This window comes from Dactylosporangium sp. CS-047395, from assembly GCF_050942185.1.
Taxonomy (GTDB): domain Bacteria; phylum Actinomycetota; class Actinomycetes; order Mycobacteriales; family Micromonosporaceae; genus Dactylosporangium.
The window spans coordinates 7,848,686-7,866,228 of record NZ_CP192015.1 but is presented as its reverse complement, the minus strand read 5'-3'; the positions used below and the strand labels follow the sequence as shown (position 1 = coordinate 7,866,228).

Genomic DNA, 17,543 nt, shown 5'->3' with positions numbered 1-17,543 from the left:
GCCAGCACGATACCTAGGAGCGGATCCTGGGCTTCGTCGCCTAGCCTTGGGAACGTGAGCGGTACCGAGGAGTTCGAAGCCAGCCCCGCAGACCGCTACGAGGCCGCCCGGCAGCGGGCCGAGAGGCCGGCGCTCACGGAGTTCGCCGACGAGCTGGATTTCGCCCTCGACCCGTTCCAGGCCGAGGCCTGCGCGGCCCTGGAGCGCGGCACGGGCGTGCTCGTGTGCGCCCCGACCGGCGCCGGCAAGACGGTCGTCGGCGAGTTCGCGGTCCACCTGGCCCTGCGGCAGGGGCGCAAGTGCTTCTACACGACGCCGATCAAGGCGCTGTCCAACCAGAAGTACAACGACCTGGTCGGACGGTACGGCGCCGAGCGGGTCGGGCTGCTCACCGGCGACAACGCGATCAACGGCGACGCGCCCGTGGTGGTGATGACCACCGAGGTGCTGCGCAACATGCTGTACGCCGGCTCGGCCACCCTGCAGGGGCTGTCCTACGTGGTCATGGACGAGGTGCACTACCTCGCCGACCGGTTCCGCGGCGCCGTGTGGGAAGAGGTGATCATCCACCTGCCCGAGTCGGTGACCCTGGTCTCGCTGTCGGCGACGGTGTCCAACGCCGAGGAGTTCGCCGACTGGCTGGTGACCGTGCGCGGCGAGACCAGCGTGGTGGTCAGCGAGCACCGGCCGGTCCCGCTGTGGCAGCACATGCTCGTCGGCAAGCGGATGTTCGACCTGTTCCACGACGCCGAGGCGGCCCAGAAGCACGACGTGCACCCCGAGCTGCTGCGCTACCACCGGGAGATGCTGCGCCGGGTGGAGCTCGCCGGCGGGGACCTGCGCCGGGGCAAGCGCGGCCGCTGGACCGGCCCCTACCGCCAGGAGATCGTCGAGCGGCTCGACCGCGAGGGGTTGCTGCCGGCCATCCTGTTCATCTTCTCCCGGGCCGGCTGCGACGCCGCCGTGCAGCAGTGCCTGGCCGCCGGGCTGCGGCTGACCGGCCCCGACGAGCGCGCCGAGATCCGCACCATCGTCGAGGAGCGCACCAAGCACATCCCGAGCGAGGATCTGCAGGTCCTCGGGTACTGGGAGTGGCTCGACGGCCTCGAGCGGGGCCTCGCCGCGCACCACGCCGGAATGCTGCCCGCGTTCAAGGAGGTCGTCGAGGAGCTGTTCGGGCGCGGGCTGGTCAAGGCCGTGTTCGCCACCGAGACCCTGGCCCTGGGCATCAACATGCCGGCCCGCTGCGTGGTGCTGGAGCGGCTGGTCAAGTTCAACGGCGAGGCGCACGTCGACCTGACGCCGGGGGAGTACACCCAGCTGACCGGCCGGGCCGGGCGCCGCGGGATCGACGTGGAGGGCCACGCCGTCGTGGTGTGGGCCCCGGAGATCGACCCCCGCCACGTCGCCGGGCTCGCCTCCACCCGCACCTACCCGCTGAAGTCCAGCTTCCGCCCTTCGTACAACATGGCGGTCAATCTCGTCGGCAGCGTCGGCTTCGCGGCCGCCCGCGAGCTGCTGGAGAGCTCGTTCGCGCAGTTCCAGGCAGACCGCTCGGTCGTCGGCCTGGCCCGGCAGGTGCAGCGCAACACCGAGACGATGGCCACCTACGGCGGCGAGATGACCTGCCACCTCGGGGACTTCGAGCAGTACTTCTCGATCCGGGTCGCGATCGCCGACCGGGAGAAGGCCATCGCCCGGCAGGGCGTGCAGCAGCGCCGCGCGGCCGCCCTGGAGTCCCTGGAGCGGCTGCGCTCCGGCGACGTGATCCGGGTGCCCGCCGGGCGCCGCTCCGGCCTCGCAATCGTCATCGACCCCGGCACCGGCGGCTTCGGCGAGCCCCGCCCGCTGGTGCTCACCGAGGACCGCTGGGCCGGGCGGATCTCCGGCGCCGACTTCACCACGCCCGTCGAGCCGATCGGCCGGGTCCGGGTGCCGCGGCAGTTCAACTACCGCTCGGCCCAGGACCGCCGCGACCTCGCCGCGCAGCTGCGCCGGGTCGACTTCGCCCCGGAGGAGCGCGAGCGGGGCCGCCCCGGCCGCCCGGGCCGCTCCCGCAACAGCGCCGCCACCGACGACCACGAGCTGGAGGCGCTGCGCGCGTCGCTGCGCCGGCACCCCTGCCACCGCTGCCCGGACCGCGAGGAGCACGCCCGCTGGGCCGAGCGCCGGCACCGCCTGGAGCGCGACACCGAGGCCCTGCGGGGCAAGGTGGCCAGCCGCACCGGCTCCCTGGCGCGCACCTTCGACCGGGTCTGCGGGCTGCTCACCGACCGCGGCTACCTGACCGAGACCAGCGAGGTCACCGACGCCGGCCGGATGCTGGCCCGGATCTGGTCCGAGACCGACCTGCTCATCGCCGAGTGCCTGCGCCGCGGCGTGTGGGACAAGCTCGGCCCGGCCGAGCTGGCCGCGGCGGCCAGCGTCCTGGTCTACGAGGCGCGGCGCGAGTCGGAGGACCGGGCCTCGGTCCCGCGCGGCGAGGTCACCGACGCCATCGACACCACCCTGAAGCTGTGGGCGGACCTGCGCGACGACGAGGACTCGCGGGGCCTGCAGCTGACCCGCGAGCTCGACCTCGGCTTCGTGTGGCCGATGTACCGCTGGGCCCGCGGCGAGTCGCTCACCAAGGTGCTCGGCAGCGTGCACGGCCTGGAGGGCGACATGCCCGCCGGTGACTTCGTGCGCTGGTCACGGCAGGTGCTCGACCTGCTCGGGCAGCTCGCCGAGGCGACCGGGGCGCCGGACGGCGTGCGCCGGACCGCGCGCCAGGCGATGACCGCGGTGACCCGGGGCGTGCTCGCCTACTCCGTCATGGGATGAACTTCTGGAATTGCACATGACGGGGATTCGCAAAAAACGTTCGGATCCGTAATGATGCTCTGGCCGGTCCGCCGTGCAGCCCGCGCGCGCGTGCCCTGGACGGAGGACATCCCGTGGGTCAATTGCACCATTTCACATACGGCGCCATCACGCCGATCTTCGCCTTCGCCATGTCATTCCTGGGCTCCCTGCTCGGTCTGGTGAGCACGGCGCGGGCCCGGATCGCGACCGACAAGCGCCGCCGCGCCTGGCTGCTGGTGCTGGCCGCGTGGTCGATCGGCGGGACCGGGATCTGGGTCATGCACTTCATGGCCATGGTCGGCTTCAGCGTGACGGACAGCCCGCTGCGCTTCGACGTGCCGATCACGGTCGCGAGCTTCTTCATCGCGGTGATCACGGTCGGCGTCGGCCTGTTCATCGTGGGCCTGGGCGATCGCAAGCTGTGGAAGGTGCTCGTCGGCGGCCCGATCACCGGCGTGTCGGTCGCGTTCATGCACTACACGGGCATGAAGGCGATGAACATCAACGGCAGCTTCGACTACAAGACGAGCTACGTGGTGGCCTCCTACGCGATCGCCATCGTGGCCGCCACCGTGGCCCTGTGGTTCACCGTCGTCGTGCGCGGGATGCTCGCCACGGGCGCGGCGGCCGTGGTGATGGGCGTGGCCGTCTGCTCCATGCACTACACCGGCATGTACGGCATGCAGGTCCACCTGGCCCACAGCACCGACAACGTGCCGGGCGTGGACGTCAACTGGTTCCTGGCCCCGATCGTGCTGTTCGTGCTGGTCGTGGTCATCGCCCTGGCCAGCGCGGTGATGGCCGTGCCGTCCGAGCGGGAGCAGGCCGAGGCCGAGGCGGTCCGGCAGAAGATCGCCGAGGGCCAGGCCCTGCGCGCCGACGCCGGCCCGATCTTCGGCGGCGGTCCGGTGCCCGGCGCGGCGACCTCCGGCGGCGGCGACACGCCCCCCGGCCGCGCATTCGCGGCGCGGGCCGCGAATGGTATCGCCGACGCTCGCCGGCAACGCGGACGCTGACGCAGCAATACCAATGCCGTCGCTTTCCGTACAACTTCGGAATGCATTTCCGATGGTGTCGGATGAATGCCGGATGAATCGGACACGGGGGCCCGCCCGTCATGAAAGGTGGGTGAACTCCGGCGGGCCGGGCGGCCCGGAGCGGATACTGTTCCGGTGACCGATGCCCGGCCCCGCCCCAGCATGCGTACCGTCGGCAACACGCTCGAGGACTTCGAGCGGGACCTGCTGAGCAACCTGTACTTCCAGCGCGGCACCACCCTGGAGTCGGCCAGCGGCTCCGACGGCTACCACACCCTCGCGCTGACCGTCCGGGACCGGCTGGTCGAGCGCTACGCCCGCACCGCCGCCGCCCACTACGCGGCCAACCCGCGGTTCGTGTACTACCTGTCGGCCGAGTACCTGCTCGGCCGGCAGCTGCGGCAGAACCTGCTTTACACCGACACCGAGCGCTTCGTGCGCCCGATCGCGGCCGAGCTCGGCACCAGCCTCGAGGACCTGGAGCGCTACGACGTCGAGCCGGGCCTGGGCAACGGCGGGCTGGGCCGGCTGGCCGCGTGCCTGCTCGACTCCATGGCAACGCTGGACATCCCGGCGGTCGGCTACGGCATCCGGTACGAGTTCGGCATCTTCAAGCAGGGCTTCCGCGACGGCGCCCAGGTCGAGCGCCCGGACGACTGGACGTTCTACGGCAACCCCTGGGAGTTCGCGGCCCCGGACGACCGCCAGCGGGTCGGCTTCTACGGCAGCACCGTGCCGGCCCCCGACGACCCGAGCGGGCTGCGCCGGCAGTGGACGCCGGGGGAGACCGTGCGCGGCGAGCCCAGCCACATGCTCGTGCCCGGCTTCGGCACCCAGACCGTGAACATCATCCGGCTCTGGCAGGCCCGGGCCAGCCGCGAGTCCTTCGACCTGTCCCGCTTCGGCGCCGGGCAGTACAAGGAGGCGGTCGAGGACATCGTGCGGGCGGAGAACATCTCCAAGGTCCTCTACCCCGACGACAGCACCGAGCAGGGCCGGGAGCTGCGCCTGAAGCAGCAGTACTTCCTCGTGGCGTGCTCGCTGCGCGACATCATCCGCCGCTACCGGCTGCGCAACGAGGGCTGGGAGTCCTTCCCGGCCAAGGTCGTGATCCAGCTCAACGACACCCACCCGGTCATGGCCGTCACCGAGCTCATGCGCCTGCTCGTCGACGAGTACAAGCTGGACTGGGACCTGGCCTGGTCGATCACCCGCCGCACGTTCAACTACACGTGCCACACGCTGCTGCCCGAGGCCCTGGAGACCTGGCCGGTGGCGCTGCTGGAGCGGCTCCTACCCCGGCACATGGAGATCATCTACGCGATCAACTACTTCTTCCTGCAGGAGGTCGAGGCGACGTACCCGGGCGAGGGCGACCGCGCCCGCCGGCTCTCGATCATCCAGGAGGACCCGGAGCGGCGGGTGCGGATGGCGCACCTGGCCGTCGTCGCCTCCAGCGCCGTCAACGGCGTCGCCGAGCTGCACACGAAGCTGCTGGCCGAGACGACCCTGCGCGACTTCGCCGAGCTGTGGCCGCAGAAGTTCCACAACGTCACCAACGGCGTCACCCCGCGCCGGTTCGTGCGGATGGCCAACCCGCGGCTGTCGGACCTGATCACCGAGCGGCTCGGGGACGAGGGCTGGATCACCGACCTGGACCGGCTGGAGGCCCTCGTGCCGGCCGCCGACGACCCGGCGTTCCTGGAGCGCTGGCGGGTGGTGAAACGGGCCAACAAGGCCGATCTCGCGGCACTGGTGGAGAAGTCGACGGGCGTGGTGCTCGACCCGGGCGCGCTGTGCGATGTGATGATCAAGCGCTTCCACGAGTACAAGAGGCAGCACCTGAAGCTTTTGCACGTCATCACGCTCTTCAACCGCCTGCGCGACGACCCCGACCTCGACGTCGTGCCGCGCACCGTGCTCTTCGGCGGCAAGGCGGCCCCCGGCTACCACTCCATGAAGCTGCTGATCCGGCTGGTCAACGCGGTCGCCGACGCGGTCAACACCGACCCGGTGGTCTCGCGCAAGCTCAAGGTCGTGCTGCAGCCCGACTACAACGTCAGCCGGGCCCAGGTCATCATCCCGGCGGCCGACCTGTCCGAGCAGATCTCCCTGGCCGGCAAGGAGGCGTCGGGCACGGGCAACATGAAGCTCGCCCTCAACGGCGCGGTCACGGTCGGCACCCTCGACGGGGCCAACATCGAGATCCGCGACCGGGTCGGTGCGGAGAACTTCTTCCTGTTCGGACTGGACGCCGGCGAGGCCGCAGCAGCACGAAGAACCTACAACCCTCGCTCGTACTACGAGAGCGACCCGGAGCTGCGCGCGGCCATCGACGCCATCGCGGGCGGCGTGTTCGCCAAGGGCGACCGGTCGCTGTTCGCGCCGGCCGTGGACATGATCCTGGGCCACGACGAGTACCTGGCGCTGGCCGACTACCGCCCGTACCTCGAGGCCCAGGAGCGGGTCGAGCAGGCGTGGCGGGACCAGGACGGGTGGGCGCGCATGTCGGTGCTCAACGCGGCCCGGTGCGGGTTCTTCTCCTCCGACCGGACCGTGCGGGACTACTGCGACCGCATCTGGCGGGTGGAACCGGTGCGCGTCTCAGGCTGAGATCGCGTCGACGATCCGCTTCGCCGCACCTTCGAGGCCCCATTTCCCGGCCAGTTCGAGCAGCTGGTCGGGGTCGGCGGGCGACTTCGGCAGCTTGGTGCCGAGCTCCGGCAGCGGCACCGCGCGGGAGACCGCCACGACCTCGCGCGACTTGGCCAGGTATTCGCGGCCGGCCTCCAGCTTGGCCCGCAGCCCCGGCGCGAAGCCCGACTTCGGGTCGTCGAGGGCGGCCAGGATGCCGTCGAGGTCGCCGTAGCGGTCCACGAGCCGGGCCGCGGTCTTCTCGCCGACGCCGGCGACCCCGGGCAGGCCGTCGCTGGGGTCGCCGCGCAGGGCCGCGAGGTCCGCGTACCCGGCCGCCGGCACGCCGTACTTCGCGTGCAGCGCCGCGTTGTCGAGGACCTCGAGCTTGGCGACGCCGCGGCCGCAGTACAGCACCCGCACCGGCTTGTCGTCGTCGATGACCTGGAACAGGTCGCGGTCGCCGGTGGCCACCTCGACCGGCCCGGGCTCGCGGAACGCGAGGGTGCCGATCACGTCGTCGGCCTCGAAGTCGGCCGCGCCGACCGCGGTGATGCCGAGCGCGGTCAGGAACTCCAAAATGATCGGCACCTGCGTGGACAGCGCGTCGGGCACCTCCTCGCCGCCGGCCGGGGTGAGCCGGTGCGCCTTGTACGACGGCAGCAGCGCGACCCGCCACGCCGGTCGCCAGCTCTCGTCCAGGCAGCAGACCATCCGGTCCGGCCTGCGGCCCTTGATGAGCGTGGAGAGCATGTCGAGGAAGCCGCGCACGGCGTTGACCGGGGTGCCGTCGGGCGCCTTCGCGGCCGCCTCGGGCACGCCGAAGAACGCGCGGAAGTACAGGCTGGCCGAGTCGATCAGCAGCAGGGGGCGGTCCATCGGTGCAGGTTAGCGCAGCACGTGGATGCGGGTCGCGGTTCCCGTCGTGCTGGTGTGTCGCTGCACCAGGTCGGCCAAGAAGTGCACCATCACCAGGCCGCGGCCCCGGCCGTGCGGCGGGCGCAGCCGGCCGATCATCGGGTTGGTGGCGTGGCCGAAGTCGCGCACCTCGCAGACCACCCGCTGCTCGTCGTACCAGGTGCGCAGCGTCCCGGAGCCGCCGCCGTGCTGGATGCTGTTGGTGGCCAGCTCGTTGACGGCGCTCTGCAGGTCCACGATCCGGTCCGGCACCAGGTCGGCGTCCAGGCCCACCTCGGCCACCCGGCGGCGGACCTCGACCAGGCTCTCCAGCTCGAAGCGCAGCGTGGTCGCGCCGGCCGGCGGCTCGGACAGCGGCACGTTCCAGGTCTCGGCGGCGCCGTGCGGGTCGTAGCTGCCCGACGGGTAGCGGCCGTTGTCGTCGACCATGACCGGATGGGTGCGCTGGGCGTCGTCGATGCGCTTCTGGTCGAGCCGGGCCAGGTCGTACGGGCACAGCAGGGTCGCCTCGCGCCCGGCCAGGGCCACGTTGACCATCGCCTCGTGCTGGACGCAGCCGGGGTACTCCTCGGCGGTGCGCTCGGGCCAGACCGACTGCCCGACGATGCGGACCCGGCGGCCGGGGTGCTCGTCCATGAACCGGCACAGCACCCAGGGGATGATCCGGCCCGGGTTGCGCCCGGCCTCGGCCATGTCCAGGAACTCCACGCCCTCGGCGAACGCCCCGAGCCGCTCGCGCAGCAGGTTGATGTTGGTCAGCGGGGCCGCGACGATCGTCGGCTCGTCGAGGGAGAACCCCTCGTAGATGAACTTCATGGTGCCGTCGAGAAATCCGACCACGCCCTCGTACAGCAGCGCCTCGTGCACGAACGGGTCGGCAACCCGGTCGCTGGGCGTCGGCACCATGGGGCGGCTCATGGAGTGCGAGGCTCGTCTCGGTTCGGCAGCAGCGGAGTTCTGGCCTTATTACTCAAGCTTCGTGCACAGACTACGCTACGAACCGAGATCAATCACCTATCCGTTGGTATCGCAGGGGGCTCAGCAACCTCGCGGGTCCCACGGAAAACCAAACGAACGTTAAGCTGTCGGGGTGGAGCTGTATTCCCCCGACCGGCTGGCCGCCGCCCGGCGCGCCGCGGCCGAGGCCGGGCTCGACGCCCTGCTCATCGGCCCGAGCGCCGACCTGCGCTACCTGACCGGATACGACGCGCACGCCCTCGAGCGGCTCACCCTGCTCGTCCTGCCCGCCGACGGCGACGCGGTCCTCATCGTCCCGCGCCTCGAGCGCCCCGCCGCCGAGGCCTCACCCGCCGAGTCGGTCGGCGTCCGGCTCGTCGACCACGCGGACGGCACCGACCCGTACGGCATCGTCCAGGAAATCCTGGCCGGCCAGGCCAAGACCGTCGGGCTCGGTGACCGCATGTGGGCCGAGCAGGTCCTGGCCCTGCGCGACGCGCTGCCGGACACCACCCAGGCCCTGGCCGGCGCCGTGCTGCGCGGCCTGCGCCTGCGCAAGAGCCCGGCCGAGGTCGACGCGCTGCGCCGGGCCGGGCAGGCCATCGACGCGGTCCACGGCCGGATGGCGGAGTGGCTGCGGCCCGGGCGCACCGAGGCCGAGGTGGCCGGGGACATCGCGGCCGGCATCCGCGCGGCCGGGCACGCCACCGTCGAGTTCACCATCGTCGCCGCCGGGCCCAACGGGGCCAGCCCGCACCACGGCGTCTCCGACCGGGTGATCCGGGCCGGCGAGCCGGTGGTCGTCGACATCGGCGGGGCGATGCCCGACGGGTACTGCTCCGACTCCACCCGCACGTACTGCATCGGCGAACCGCCCGCCGAGTTCGCCGCCTACTTCGCGGTGCTGCACGAGGCCCAGCGGGCGGCGGTCGCGGCCGTGCGCCCCGGGGTCACCGCCGAGTCCGTCGACGCGGCCGCGCGGGACCTGATCGCCGCCGCGGGGTACGGCGCGGCCTTCCTGCACCGCACCGGGCACGGGATCGGCCTGGACGGGCACGAGGACCCGTACATCGTGGCGGGCAACGCGACACCGCTCGAGCCCGGCATGGCGTTCTCGATCGAGCCCGGCATCTACCTGGCCGGGCGGCACGGGGCGCGGATCGAGGACATCGTCGTGTGCACCGACGGCGGCGTGGAACGGCTCAACACCATCGACACGGAGCTGGTGATCCTGTGACCGTCGACCGGCCGTTTCTCACCGAAGAGGGCGACGCGCTGATCGGTCTCGTCCGCGAGATCGCCGACGGCGAGCTGGCCCCGCGCGTCGACGAGTACGAGGACGGGCGCCGCTTCCCCCGCGAGCTGTTCAAGCTCCTGGGCCGGGCCGGGCTGCTCGGCCTGCCCTACCCGGAGGAGCACGGCGGGGGCGGGGTGCCGTACGAGCTGTACCTGCAGGTCCTCGAGGAGCTCGCGGCCCGCTGGCTCGCCGTGGCCGAGGGCGTCTCCGTGCACAGCCTGGCCTGCTACCCCCTGGCCACGTTCGGCACCGACACCCAGCGCAAGCAGCTGCTGCCCGACATGCTGGGCGGCGAGCTGCTCGGCGCCTACTGCCTCTCCGAGCCACACAGCGGCTCCGACGCGGCAGCGTTGAGTACCCGCGCGATGCTTTCGGAGAACGGGTACACGGTCAGCGGCACCAAGGCCTGGATCACCCACGCCGGCCAGGTCGACTTCTACAACGTCTTCGTCCGCACCGGCGGCCCCGGCCCGGCCGGCATCTCCTGCCTGCTGGCCGACGCCGCCACCCCCGGCATCGCGGCCCAGGCCCCGGAGAAGACCATGGGCCTGCGCTCCTCGACCGTCGCCCAGGTCGTCTTCGACGGCGCCGTCGTCCCGGCCGACCGCCTCATCGGCGAGGACGGCCGCGGCTTCAAGATCGCCCTCAGCGCGCTGGACGGCGGCCGGCTCGGCATCGCCGCCTGCGCCGTCGGCCTGGCCCAGGCCGCCCTGGACTACGCCGCCGGGTACGCCCGCGAGCGCGAACAGTTCGGCAAGCCCATCGCCGAGTTCCAGGGCGTCGGGTTCATGCTCGCCGACATGGCCACCCAGATCGCGGCGGCGCGGGCGCTGTACCTGTCCGCCGCGAGGCTGCGCGACGCCGGCCGCCCGCACACCGCCGAGGCGGCCAAGGCCAAGCTGTTCTGCACCGACACCGCCATGCGCGTCACCACCGACGCCGTCCAGGTCCTCGGCGGCGCCGGCTACGTCTCCGACCACCCCGTCGAGCGGTACATGCGCGAGGCCAAGGTCCTGCAGATCTTCGAGGGCACCAACCAGATCCAGCGCCTGGTGATCTCCCGATCCCTGTAATGGTTTGCCCGGCACGTTAGGGTGCGTGCGTGGAAGAGACCGATCGCGCGATCGTCGCGGCCCTGGCCGCCGACGGCCGCCTGTCCTACACCGACCTGGCCGAGCGGGTCGGCCTGTCGGTGTCGGCCGTGCACCAGCGGGTGCGCCGCCTGGAGCAGCGCGGCGTCATCAAGGGCTACACCGCGACGGTCGACCACGACGCGCTCGGCCTGTCCCTGACCGCCTTCGTCGCGATCCGCCCGCTGGACCCGTCCCAGCCCGACGACGCCCCCGACCGGCTGGCCAAGCTCCCGCAGATCGAAAGCTGCTACTCGGTGGCCGGCGAGGACTTCTACATGCTCCTCGTACGCGTCGAGAACCCCCTGGCCCTGGAGCGGCTGCTGCAGGAGATCCGCCAGGCCGCGAACGTCACCACCCGCACCACGGTCGTGCTGTCCACGCCCTACGAGCACCGCCCTAACGCGCGGCCGCTCTGATCGCCTCGGTCACCCGGTCGGTGTCGGTCAGGTCGTCCAGGGCCACATGAGCCCCTGCGGTTTCGAGTTCCGTCCTCGTGTACCGCCCGGTCGCCACCCCCACCACGCCAACCCCACTGGCCAGCGCCGCTCCAACGTCCTCGGGCGTGTCACCGACGAGCACAACCCGTTCAAGGTGCCGCCCGTGCACGTTGTCCCGGGCGATCTTCACCAGCTCCGCGCGCACCTCGTGGCTCCACCCGTACGCACCTACATCGAGGTCCAGGTACTCGGCGAGCCCGAACGGCCCCACCTTCACCTCGGCGATGTGCCGGACGTTGCCCGTCAGGAGCGACTGCACCGTACGCCCGTGGATCGCGGTGAGCGCCGCTATTGCTCCCGGCAGCGCCCGCCCCCGCGTGGGGAGCAGATGGGCGAGCTCGTCCATGGCCGCCTCGGCGCCGCTCTTGAGGTCTTCCAGGTTGGCCTCGGTCACGGGCACCTGGTTGAGCCGCAGCATGTCGATCGCGATGGCCCGGTCGGTCCGCCCCGCCATCGGCGGCTGATACGCCGGCGCCACCCCGAACCGCCGCGTGAAGGCCAGGTCGTACGCCTCCCGCCCCAGCCCGTCCACGTCGACCAGCGTGTGGTCCACATCCCAGAGCACCAGAACCCCGTCCACGCGGTGCAGCGTAGCCGGAACCGGCACAATGTGAAGATGGGCGAGATCGTGGTCATACGGCACGGACAGACCGAGTGGAGCGCCAACGGCCGGCACACCTCCACGACCGACCTCGAACTGACCTCCGCGGGCGAGGAGGGCGCCAAGTCCCTGGCCCGCGCTTTGGCGAACCGGGCTTTTGTGGCGGTGATCAGCAGCCCACGTCAACGCGCCCGCCGTACTGCTGAGCTCGCGGGGCTTGTCGTTACGGAGCTTGATAATGACATCGCGGAGTGGGACTACGGGACGTATGAGGGGCTGACCTCTGCCCAGATCAAGGTCGACGCGCCCGACTGGGATCTGTGGGCTGACGGCTGTCCTTCCGGGGAGTCGCCTTCGCAGGTGACTGATCGGCTGGATCGGTTCATTACGAAGCTGCGGCCGATGCTGGCGTTGGGGGATGTGGCTGTGGTGAGTCATGGGCATGCTTCGCGGGCTTTGGCCGCTCGGTGGCTCGACCAGCCGGTTGCCTTTGGGGCGCATCTGACGCTGGGCACCGCAACCGTCTCGGTGCTGGGCCACGAGCATGACGCTCCGGCGTTGCGTCTGTGGAACGCTCCGCCGATCTAGCTGGTGTCGAGCGTCTGGTGACGGCGGGCAGTTCTGCTAGGACGCGGTCTGAAGGGCAAAAAGCCTCAAGATTTATCTCTCAAAGGGGAAAGCAATGATTTGGGCGATTCGCGGAGACTCTTAGGGCCACTACCTAGTCGCTTCGCTCAAGCAGACGCCGATCCCGGCTCTGAAACCGCCTCGAGTCAACGCGTCGCGCCGGCCGTCTGTCTCGCCGCCGAGGATCGTCCGCGCGGCGTCCTCATCGTCGCCGGACAGGACATCGAACCCGACCTCACTCAACTGATCAGGCACTCAGCACCTCGACAGCGGTGTTGACGAGGCCGTAGATACCACGAACCTCTTACCGACGAGATTGCCGACGGCGCACCCACCCCACAACACGGAAGCGGGCTGCGGACAAGCGAAGGTCAGGCGCTGGGGCGGAAAGCGTTCGGCAGTCGCCAGGATGTCCACCACCACGAAGTCAGCCCAGCATGAGGCCCACGATGCCTAGGTCGATCGGCGTACCGTTCAAGGACGACGAGGCATCCGACGAGTCGGTGGCAACAGTCGGGTTCGCCGAGGTGGTGGTCGAGGCGGCCGCGGTGTCTGGCTTCCTCAAGAGTCTCAGCAGCCTTTAGTTCATAGGTTGCTGGCTGCCGTGCTGTCCCGCTCGGCGTCGAGATGGTGTTGCCGAATGGCCACGGCGCAGATCGGCGGAAGCGGGAGACCGGCGTCGGACGTGACGGTCTTCGTCGACGCAGGCGTGTACTTCGCCCGCCTCGACAACGAGCCCGTCTACCTCTCCGCCTTCTACATCGACGTCTACCCCACCACGCCGACTACGCCCGCTACATCACCGCCCCCGACGCCACATCACCCAACGCTGGGAGGACGGCAAACCACCAGCGGACAAGCTCGACACTCGGGGGTCTTCGTGACTTGGCACGACGCCACGGCCTACGCCATTTGGGCGGGAAAGCGACTGCCGACCGCACAGCAGTGGGAGAAAGCTGCTCGTTGCACCGTGGCGACATCGGCCCGTGGGGTCGCCAGGGAGCCCTCGCTAAGTGCAACTGCCGCGAAAACAGGTGGGCAGCACCACACCGGTCGACCGCTACTGCAGCGGAGTCAGCCCGTTTGGCGTGTACGACATGTGCGGCAACACCTGGGAATGGTGCTTAGCTGCGACAGGCCCAGGTAGAAATGAGCTGAAGGGTAGCGCATTCACGAGCCCGTTCCTTCGCTGCGCGCCTTCATCGTTCAACGATGCTTCGGACGGCATGCTTGATGACGACATCGAACTTCGTAGAGCTGCCCCCAGCGGGCGCGATGTAGCCAGTGGTCTCACAGGCTGTACTCGCCGAAACGGTCATTACTCGGCTGGTGGGAGCGATTCGGAGCTACCGTCGATGTACTCGAAGAGGTAATCTCGCGGCAAGTTGCGCAATGTGGGCCGTCGCCAAGCCACTTTGATCAGAGTCGCATTCCATCCGATCCAGCGCCGAACGCGGACACGAATTGGACTCTTGGGTAGTTCATCGGGAACGAGACTTCCCATCGTTTCAAGCCCGCGAGATTCAAGGAGGCTTGCACGCACAACTTCCCGGCTCGCCCTTAATGCCGCACTAAGGCTTGTGGTGCGACCGGTTGCCCAAACCGTAAGCAGTTTCCGTACGTGCTTATTCGAGAGTTCTCCGGCAACACCGTGGATGCTGCCCGAGTCTCCACTGAATATTGCCCGGGCGGTCATGAGGTCAAGCAGCAGCATCGTGCGGCATCTGGTGCCTACTGCGGTTACCAGGTTGTCATCCCAGCCTATCTCTGCCGCTACTGCATCGAGATTCATGCTTTGCCACCTTTGTGTGCGGCCCCACACGCTACCCGGGCATCCGCTTACCTCAGGGCTAATCTCCAAGAGTCGCCGAACAGCGTTCTGATGCTCGACCACTTCGACGCCGAGGATTGAGTAAGCGTCACTCGCTCGGATAGTATTTTCGAGCACCAGGGAGCAAAGCCCAGATAGATACTGAACCACCTCTTCAATTGCCCGCTCATACGGGATTAGTGCCGCGTAAGAATTGTTAACGATGTCAAATGACTCCTGAATTTCTTCGGAGTCATTGGAGCTTGCGAGCTTAAGCGCACGGCCTGCCTCATCTACTATGTGCTGGAGGCTCGTACGGAAGCTCTCCGCAGCCTCGGCTGTAACGCCCGCCTGCCTACGTCCGCCTGGACCATAGGCAGCAAGTAGTGCAAAGTGCCAACTTTCACGCAAATTCGCCCAGCGAGCGCTTTCGACTCGAAGCGTCTGGAGGCGTGACAGCCTATTCTGCTGGCGCGCCACCAAAATCTGTCCAACCACGCCCAGAACACCCAGGGCTGTCAAGACTGGGGCGAGCCATTGCCAGTTATTCACCATTCACCAATTACCCAGGGCTCGATGTGGACGTGCCGTCAACATGTTACTGCTGGCCGTCAAGGCCGGATGGTGGCAGCGAGCCGTCATGTCCGTTGGTGGAGCGGCGGCTACGAGAGCTCGGATTCAGCGTCGAATCTTCGGCATCCGCCTGAAGTGGCGCGTACGCACATTTGAGCCTGCCTGGGCCGGCGCCACGTGGACTCGGCGCTGCAACGCCTTAGCCACGCTCAGACTCGGAAGGCATTCTATTTGCCTGCGACGCAAGAGGGACTTGGCACTGTTGCACCGGAGTGGCGCGATTGCCGCTCGCCGGTGCCGTGATTTGAGTGCGGCAAATCGTTTGAGGCCTGCGGAACAGGGCCCTCATCTGTTCCGCTCATGCGACTCCTCTCGTTCGGATTCAGGGTGCGCTGCGGCCAGCCTGGGCCCACTCGTTTGATAAAGATGCGGCTTTTCGGACCAAGAAAGTCGTAAGTAGCGAGAGTTCGGCAGCTGAATCCCAATAGCTAAGGGCGATCGTTGCCGAGTTGGTCTGTACTGAATTAAGCGCCTCCGGCGCGGCTGGCGCGCGGTCGGCCAGCGCGGCGGGCAAGCGGCGCCGGCGCTTCGGGCCAGCGCTGAAAGCCCGCCGGCTGGAAGCCGACGCATTGGCCGCGCGATGTGCTCTTGGACACGCCAACAGGTCGGCGGCGGGGGCTGCCAAGCATGATCGGAACCGTCGCGGTCCGTTACTCACGAGGCAGCCCCGCCGCCGACCTGTTCCCCGGAGGGCGGACGACGGGGGAATGCGGAGGGGCTGGTGGGAGCCGTTCAGGGTCGGCAGAAGTACAGCAGCAAGGTACATAACCGACCGCACCTAGCCGGACCGAGCGAAAGCCGGAGCCGTTATGCGGCAATGTTTCCAGCTTCATGGGACCCTGCTGCCGCGATTCCGTAGGTTCACGGTACGAGTCCCTGGCAGCCCATCATCAGACTGGCCCTGCATCCTCATGCAAGCATCTGATGCAGTCTGCGAGCCGGCAGCCGTCCGGCCGGGTCTCCGACGTGCGCCGTGTCTGCTTGGCGGTGCGCCGCGCTATTCGGGTGGCGGGTCTGTGCCGATCCTCGGCTTCGTTTCGTGAGTGTGTTGACGCTGAGGTGTCGCCGTTATCGTTGAGCGGTGATCGGGAACCTTGAAGCGTTCCAGGACGAGTTGGCCGCCAGCGGGTTTCCGCCACTGGTCAACAAGCGGGCGGGGGCCGGTTTCCGAGGGCGGTTCGCCGCTCGCGATCTCGGGCCGCTGCGGCTGTTCTCGCTCGACACCCCCGAGAGTGCCTGTGTCGGGCGGGAGCGCGCCGCCACCGACGGGGAGCATCTGGCGGTCAAGGTGATGGTCCGGGGCCGGACGCGGATCGAACAGGGGCGCGGCGACGCCGACCTCGGGCCGGCCGACCTGGTGCTGCTGGATCCGACACGGACGGTCCGGTTCGAGAGCACCGCCGCGGCGCATGTCACCGTCATGGTCCCGCGCCGGGAGCTTCGGATCCGGCCCGCTCAGGCTGACCGGCTCATCGGCGTACGCATCGACGGCACGCACGGTCCAGGCGCCCTCGTCTCCGTGCTGGTCCGGGAGTCGGCGCGGTTGGCGGCCGGGTTCCGCGAGGCTGACGCGGTGCGGTCGGCGGCGGCGATCACTGAGCTGATCGGGGTTGCGCTGGAGGCTCGGCTGGGTGACGTACAGCCGGCTTCGGACGAGGGGTTGCGTGACCGGATCGCCGGGTACATCGAGGCCCGGCTGGCCGATCCGGACCTCTCGCCGCGCAGTATCGCTGCCGTCCACCACATCTCGGTGCGGCGGCTGCACAAGCTGTTCGAGGACCAGCCGCTCACCGTCGCGGCCCTGATCCGGTGTCGGCGCCTGGAGCGTTGCCGGGCTGAGCTGGCGGGCGGCGGGCGTACGGTGACCGCCGTGGCCGCGCGGTGGGGTTTCGCCGATTCCACCCACTTCAGCAAGCTTTTCAAGGCGACGTACGGGTACAACGCCCGTGCACTGGTTGCCAGCAACCGTGCGCAGACGACCAGGACGCGTGCGGCCGGCCGGGAACAGGATGGTGGTGACCAGGGCCGGTAACAGCAGTGGGAGTCGTCATGGCGAAGGTGAACATCGTCCGTCCCGGCGAGGGAGAGATCCTCGGCAGCGGGGCGCAGCAGATCCGGATCCTGGAGAACGGCGAGCACACCGGCCATCGGCTGGGGTTCGCCGAGGTCACCATCCCGCCGGGCACACCGAGCCCGTTGCAGCACCGCCACGCCCAGCACGACGAGGGCTTCTACGTGCTGGCGGGGACCTTCCGGTTCACCGTGGGCGAGGACCAGTACGACGCCGGGCCGGGGACCTGGGTCATCGTGCCGACCGGCGCGCCGCATACGTTCGCCAACGTCGGCGACGGCAACGCGGTCATGCTGAACACCTTCACGCCGGACCTGTACGTGCAGTATTTCCGCGACTTCAAGGCCATGATCGACTCCGGGCGGCCGGTGAACGCCGAGACGATGGGACCGCTGTGGAAGCGGTACGCCACCGAGATCTCCGACGAGTACGCCTCGTGAGACGCCTGCCGCGCGAGAGTTCGCGGCCGTGCCCGGGAGCTACG

The 17,543-nt window shown here is 69.4% G+C and carries 15 protein-coding genes; 12 read left to right on the top strand and 3 right to left on the bottom strand.

What is annotated here, in order from left to right:
* Positions 1-54: 54 nt before the first annotated feature.
* From ACQP00_RS37100 to ACQP00_RS37090, 3 genes are all read left to right on the top strand, one after another.
* Entirely contained in the window at positions 55-2,823 is a 2,769-nt protein-coding gene (locus ACQP00_RS37100) for a DEAD/DEAH box helicase (RefSeq protein WP_433205056.1), read from the top strand.
* A gap of 122 nt (positions 2,824-2,945) precedes the next feature.
* Complete coding sequence (locus ACQP00_RS37095) at positions 2,946-3,860, top strand: MHYT domain-containing protein (RefSeq protein ID WP_433205053.1); 915 nt, start codon at positions 2,946-2,948, stop codon at positions 3,858-3,860.
* A gap of 156 nt (positions 3,861-4,016) precedes the next feature.
* Positions 4,017-6,494: a glycogen/starch/alpha-glucan phosphorylase gene (locus ACQP00_RS37090; protein ID WP_433205050.1), complete on the top strand. Its 2,478-nt coding sequence runs from the start codon at positions 4,017-4,019 to the stop codon at positions 6,492-6,494.
* Here ACQP00_RS37090 and ACQP00_RS37085 read toward each other — a convergent pair.
* The gene (locus ACQP00_RS37085; RefSeq protein WP_433205047.1) at positions 6,486-7,394 is read right to left on the bottom strand and encodes a 5'-3' exonuclease; all 909 of its coding nucleotides are present in this window, start codon (positions 7,392-7,394) and stop codon (positions 6,486-6,488) included. The genes ACQP00_RS37090 and ACQP00_RS37085 overlap by 9 nt on opposite strands.
* 9 nt (positions 7,395-7,403) lie before the next feature.
* Positions 7,404-8,351, bottom strand: coding sequence for an anti-sigma factor RsbA family regulatory protein (locus ACQP00_RS37080; protein ID WP_433205044.1), 948 nt, complete (start codon positions 8,349-8,351; stop codon positions 7,404-7,406).
* 172 nt (positions 8,352-8,523) lie between these two features.
* Between ACQP00_RS37080 and ACQP00_RS37075 the strand changes: the two genes are divergently transcribed.
* From ACQP00_RS37075 to ACQP00_RS37065, 3 genes are read left to right on the top strand one after another with little or no spacing between them, the layout of a single operon-like run.
* Positions 8,524-9,627 (top strand): M24 family metallopeptidase, encoded by a 1,104-nt coding sequence (locus tag ACQP00_RS37075; RefSeq protein ID WP_433205041.1) that lies wholly within the window; start codon positions 8,524-8,526, stop codon positions 9,625-9,627.
* The gene (locus ACQP00_RS37070) at positions 9,624-10,760 is read left to right on the top strand and encodes an acyl-CoA dehydrogenase family protein (protein ID WP_433205038.1); all 1,137 of its coding nucleotides are present in this window, start codon (positions 9,624-9,626) and stop codon (positions 10,758-10,760) included. The genes ACQP00_RS37075 and ACQP00_RS37070 overlap by 4 nt, the downstream gene beginning before the upstream one ends.
* 29 nt (positions 10,761-10,789) lie before the next feature.
* Positions 10,790-11,236, top strand: coding sequence for an Lrp/AsnC family transcriptional regulator (locus tag ACQP00_RS37065; RefSeq protein ID WP_433205034.1), 447 nt, complete (start codon positions 10,790-10,792; stop codon positions 11,234-11,236).
* Here ACQP00_RS37065 and ACQP00_RS37060 read toward each other — a convergent pair.
* Complete coding sequence (locus ACQP00_RS37060; RefSeq protein ID WP_433205031.1) at positions 11,217-11,897, bottom strand: HAD family hydrolase; 681 nt, start codon at positions 11,895-11,897, stop codon at positions 11,217-11,219. The two genes, ACQP00_RS37065 and ACQP00_RS37060, sit on opposite strands and share 20 nt — an antisense overlap.
* Positions 11,898-11,933: 36 nt before the next feature.
* On the opposite strand from ACQP00_RS37060, the gene ACQP00_RS37055 reads away from it, so the two are divergent.
* The 6 genes from ACQP00_RS37055 to ACQP00_RS37030 all read left to right on the top strand — a co-directional run bounded on the left by ACQP00_RS37055 (position 11,934) and on the right by ACQP00_RS37030 (position 17,499).
* Positions 11,934-12,506, top strand: coding sequence for a histidine phosphatase family protein (locus tag ACQP00_RS37055; protein ID WP_433205028.1), 573 nt, complete (start codon positions 11,934-11,936; stop codon positions 12,504-12,506).
* A 488-nt stretch (positions 12,507-12,994) separates the two neighbouring features.
* The gene (locus ACQP00_RS37050; RefSeq protein WP_433205025.1) at positions 12,995-13,129 is read left to right on the top strand and encodes a hypothetical protein; all 135 of its coding nucleotides are present in this window, start codon (positions 12,995-12,997) and stop codon (positions 13,127-13,129) included.
* Between the two features lie 56 nt (positions 13,130-13,185).
* A complete protein-coding gene (locus tag ACQP00_RS37045) occupies positions 13,186-13,692 on the top strand; it encodes an SUMF1/EgtB/PvdO family nonheme iron enzyme (RefSeq protein WP_433205022.1) in 507 nt (168 codons plus the stop codon).
* Complete coding sequence (locus ACQP00_RS37040) at positions 13,580-13,918, top strand: SUMF1/EgtB/PvdO family nonheme iron enzyme (protein ID WP_433205019.1); 339 nt, start codon at positions 13,580-13,582, stop codon at positions 13,916-13,918. The genes ACQP00_RS37045 and ACQP00_RS37040 overlap by 113 nt, the downstream gene beginning before the upstream one ends.
* Before the next feature lie 2,151 nt (positions 13,919-16,069).
* Positions 16,070-17,020, top strand: a complete 951-nt coding sequence (locus tag ACQP00_RS37035; protein ID WP_433205016.1) for a helix-turn-helix domain-containing protein — start codon at positions 16,070-16,072, stop codon at positions 17,018-17,020.
* Between the two features lie 17 nt (positions 17,021-17,037).
* Positions 17,038-17,499, top strand: coding sequence for a cupin domain-containing protein (locus ACQP00_RS37030; protein WP_433205013.1), 462 nt, complete (start codon positions 17,038-17,040; stop codon positions 17,497-17,499).
* Positions 17,500-17,543 lie beyond the last annotated feature (44 nt).

Coding starts and splice junctions, on each gene's coding strand:
- ACQP00_RS37085 (WP_433205047.1), bottom strand. CDS start 7,394: ATGGACCGCCCCCTGCTGCTGATCGACTCGGCCAGCCTGTACTTCCGC.
- ACQP00_RS37080 (WP_433205044.1), bottom strand. CDS start 8,351: ATGAGCCGCCCCATGGTGCCGACGCCCAGCGACCGGGTTGCCGACCCG.
- ACQP00_RS37055 (WP_433205028.1), top strand. CDS start 11,934: ATGGGCGAGATCGTGGTCATACGGCACGGACAGACCGAGTGGAGCGCC.
- ACQP00_RS37050 (WP_433205025.1), top strand. CDS start 12,995: ATGCCTAGGTCGATCGGCGTACCGTTCAAGGACGACGAGGCATCCGAC.
- ACQP00_RS37045 (WP_433205022.1), top strand. CDS start 13,186: ATGGCCACGGCGCAGATCGGCGGAAGCGGGAGACCGGCGTCGGACGTG.
- ACQP00_RS37030 (WP_433205013.1), top strand. CDS start 17,038: ATGGCGAAGGTGAACATCGTCCGTCCCGGCGAGGGAGAGATCCTCGGC.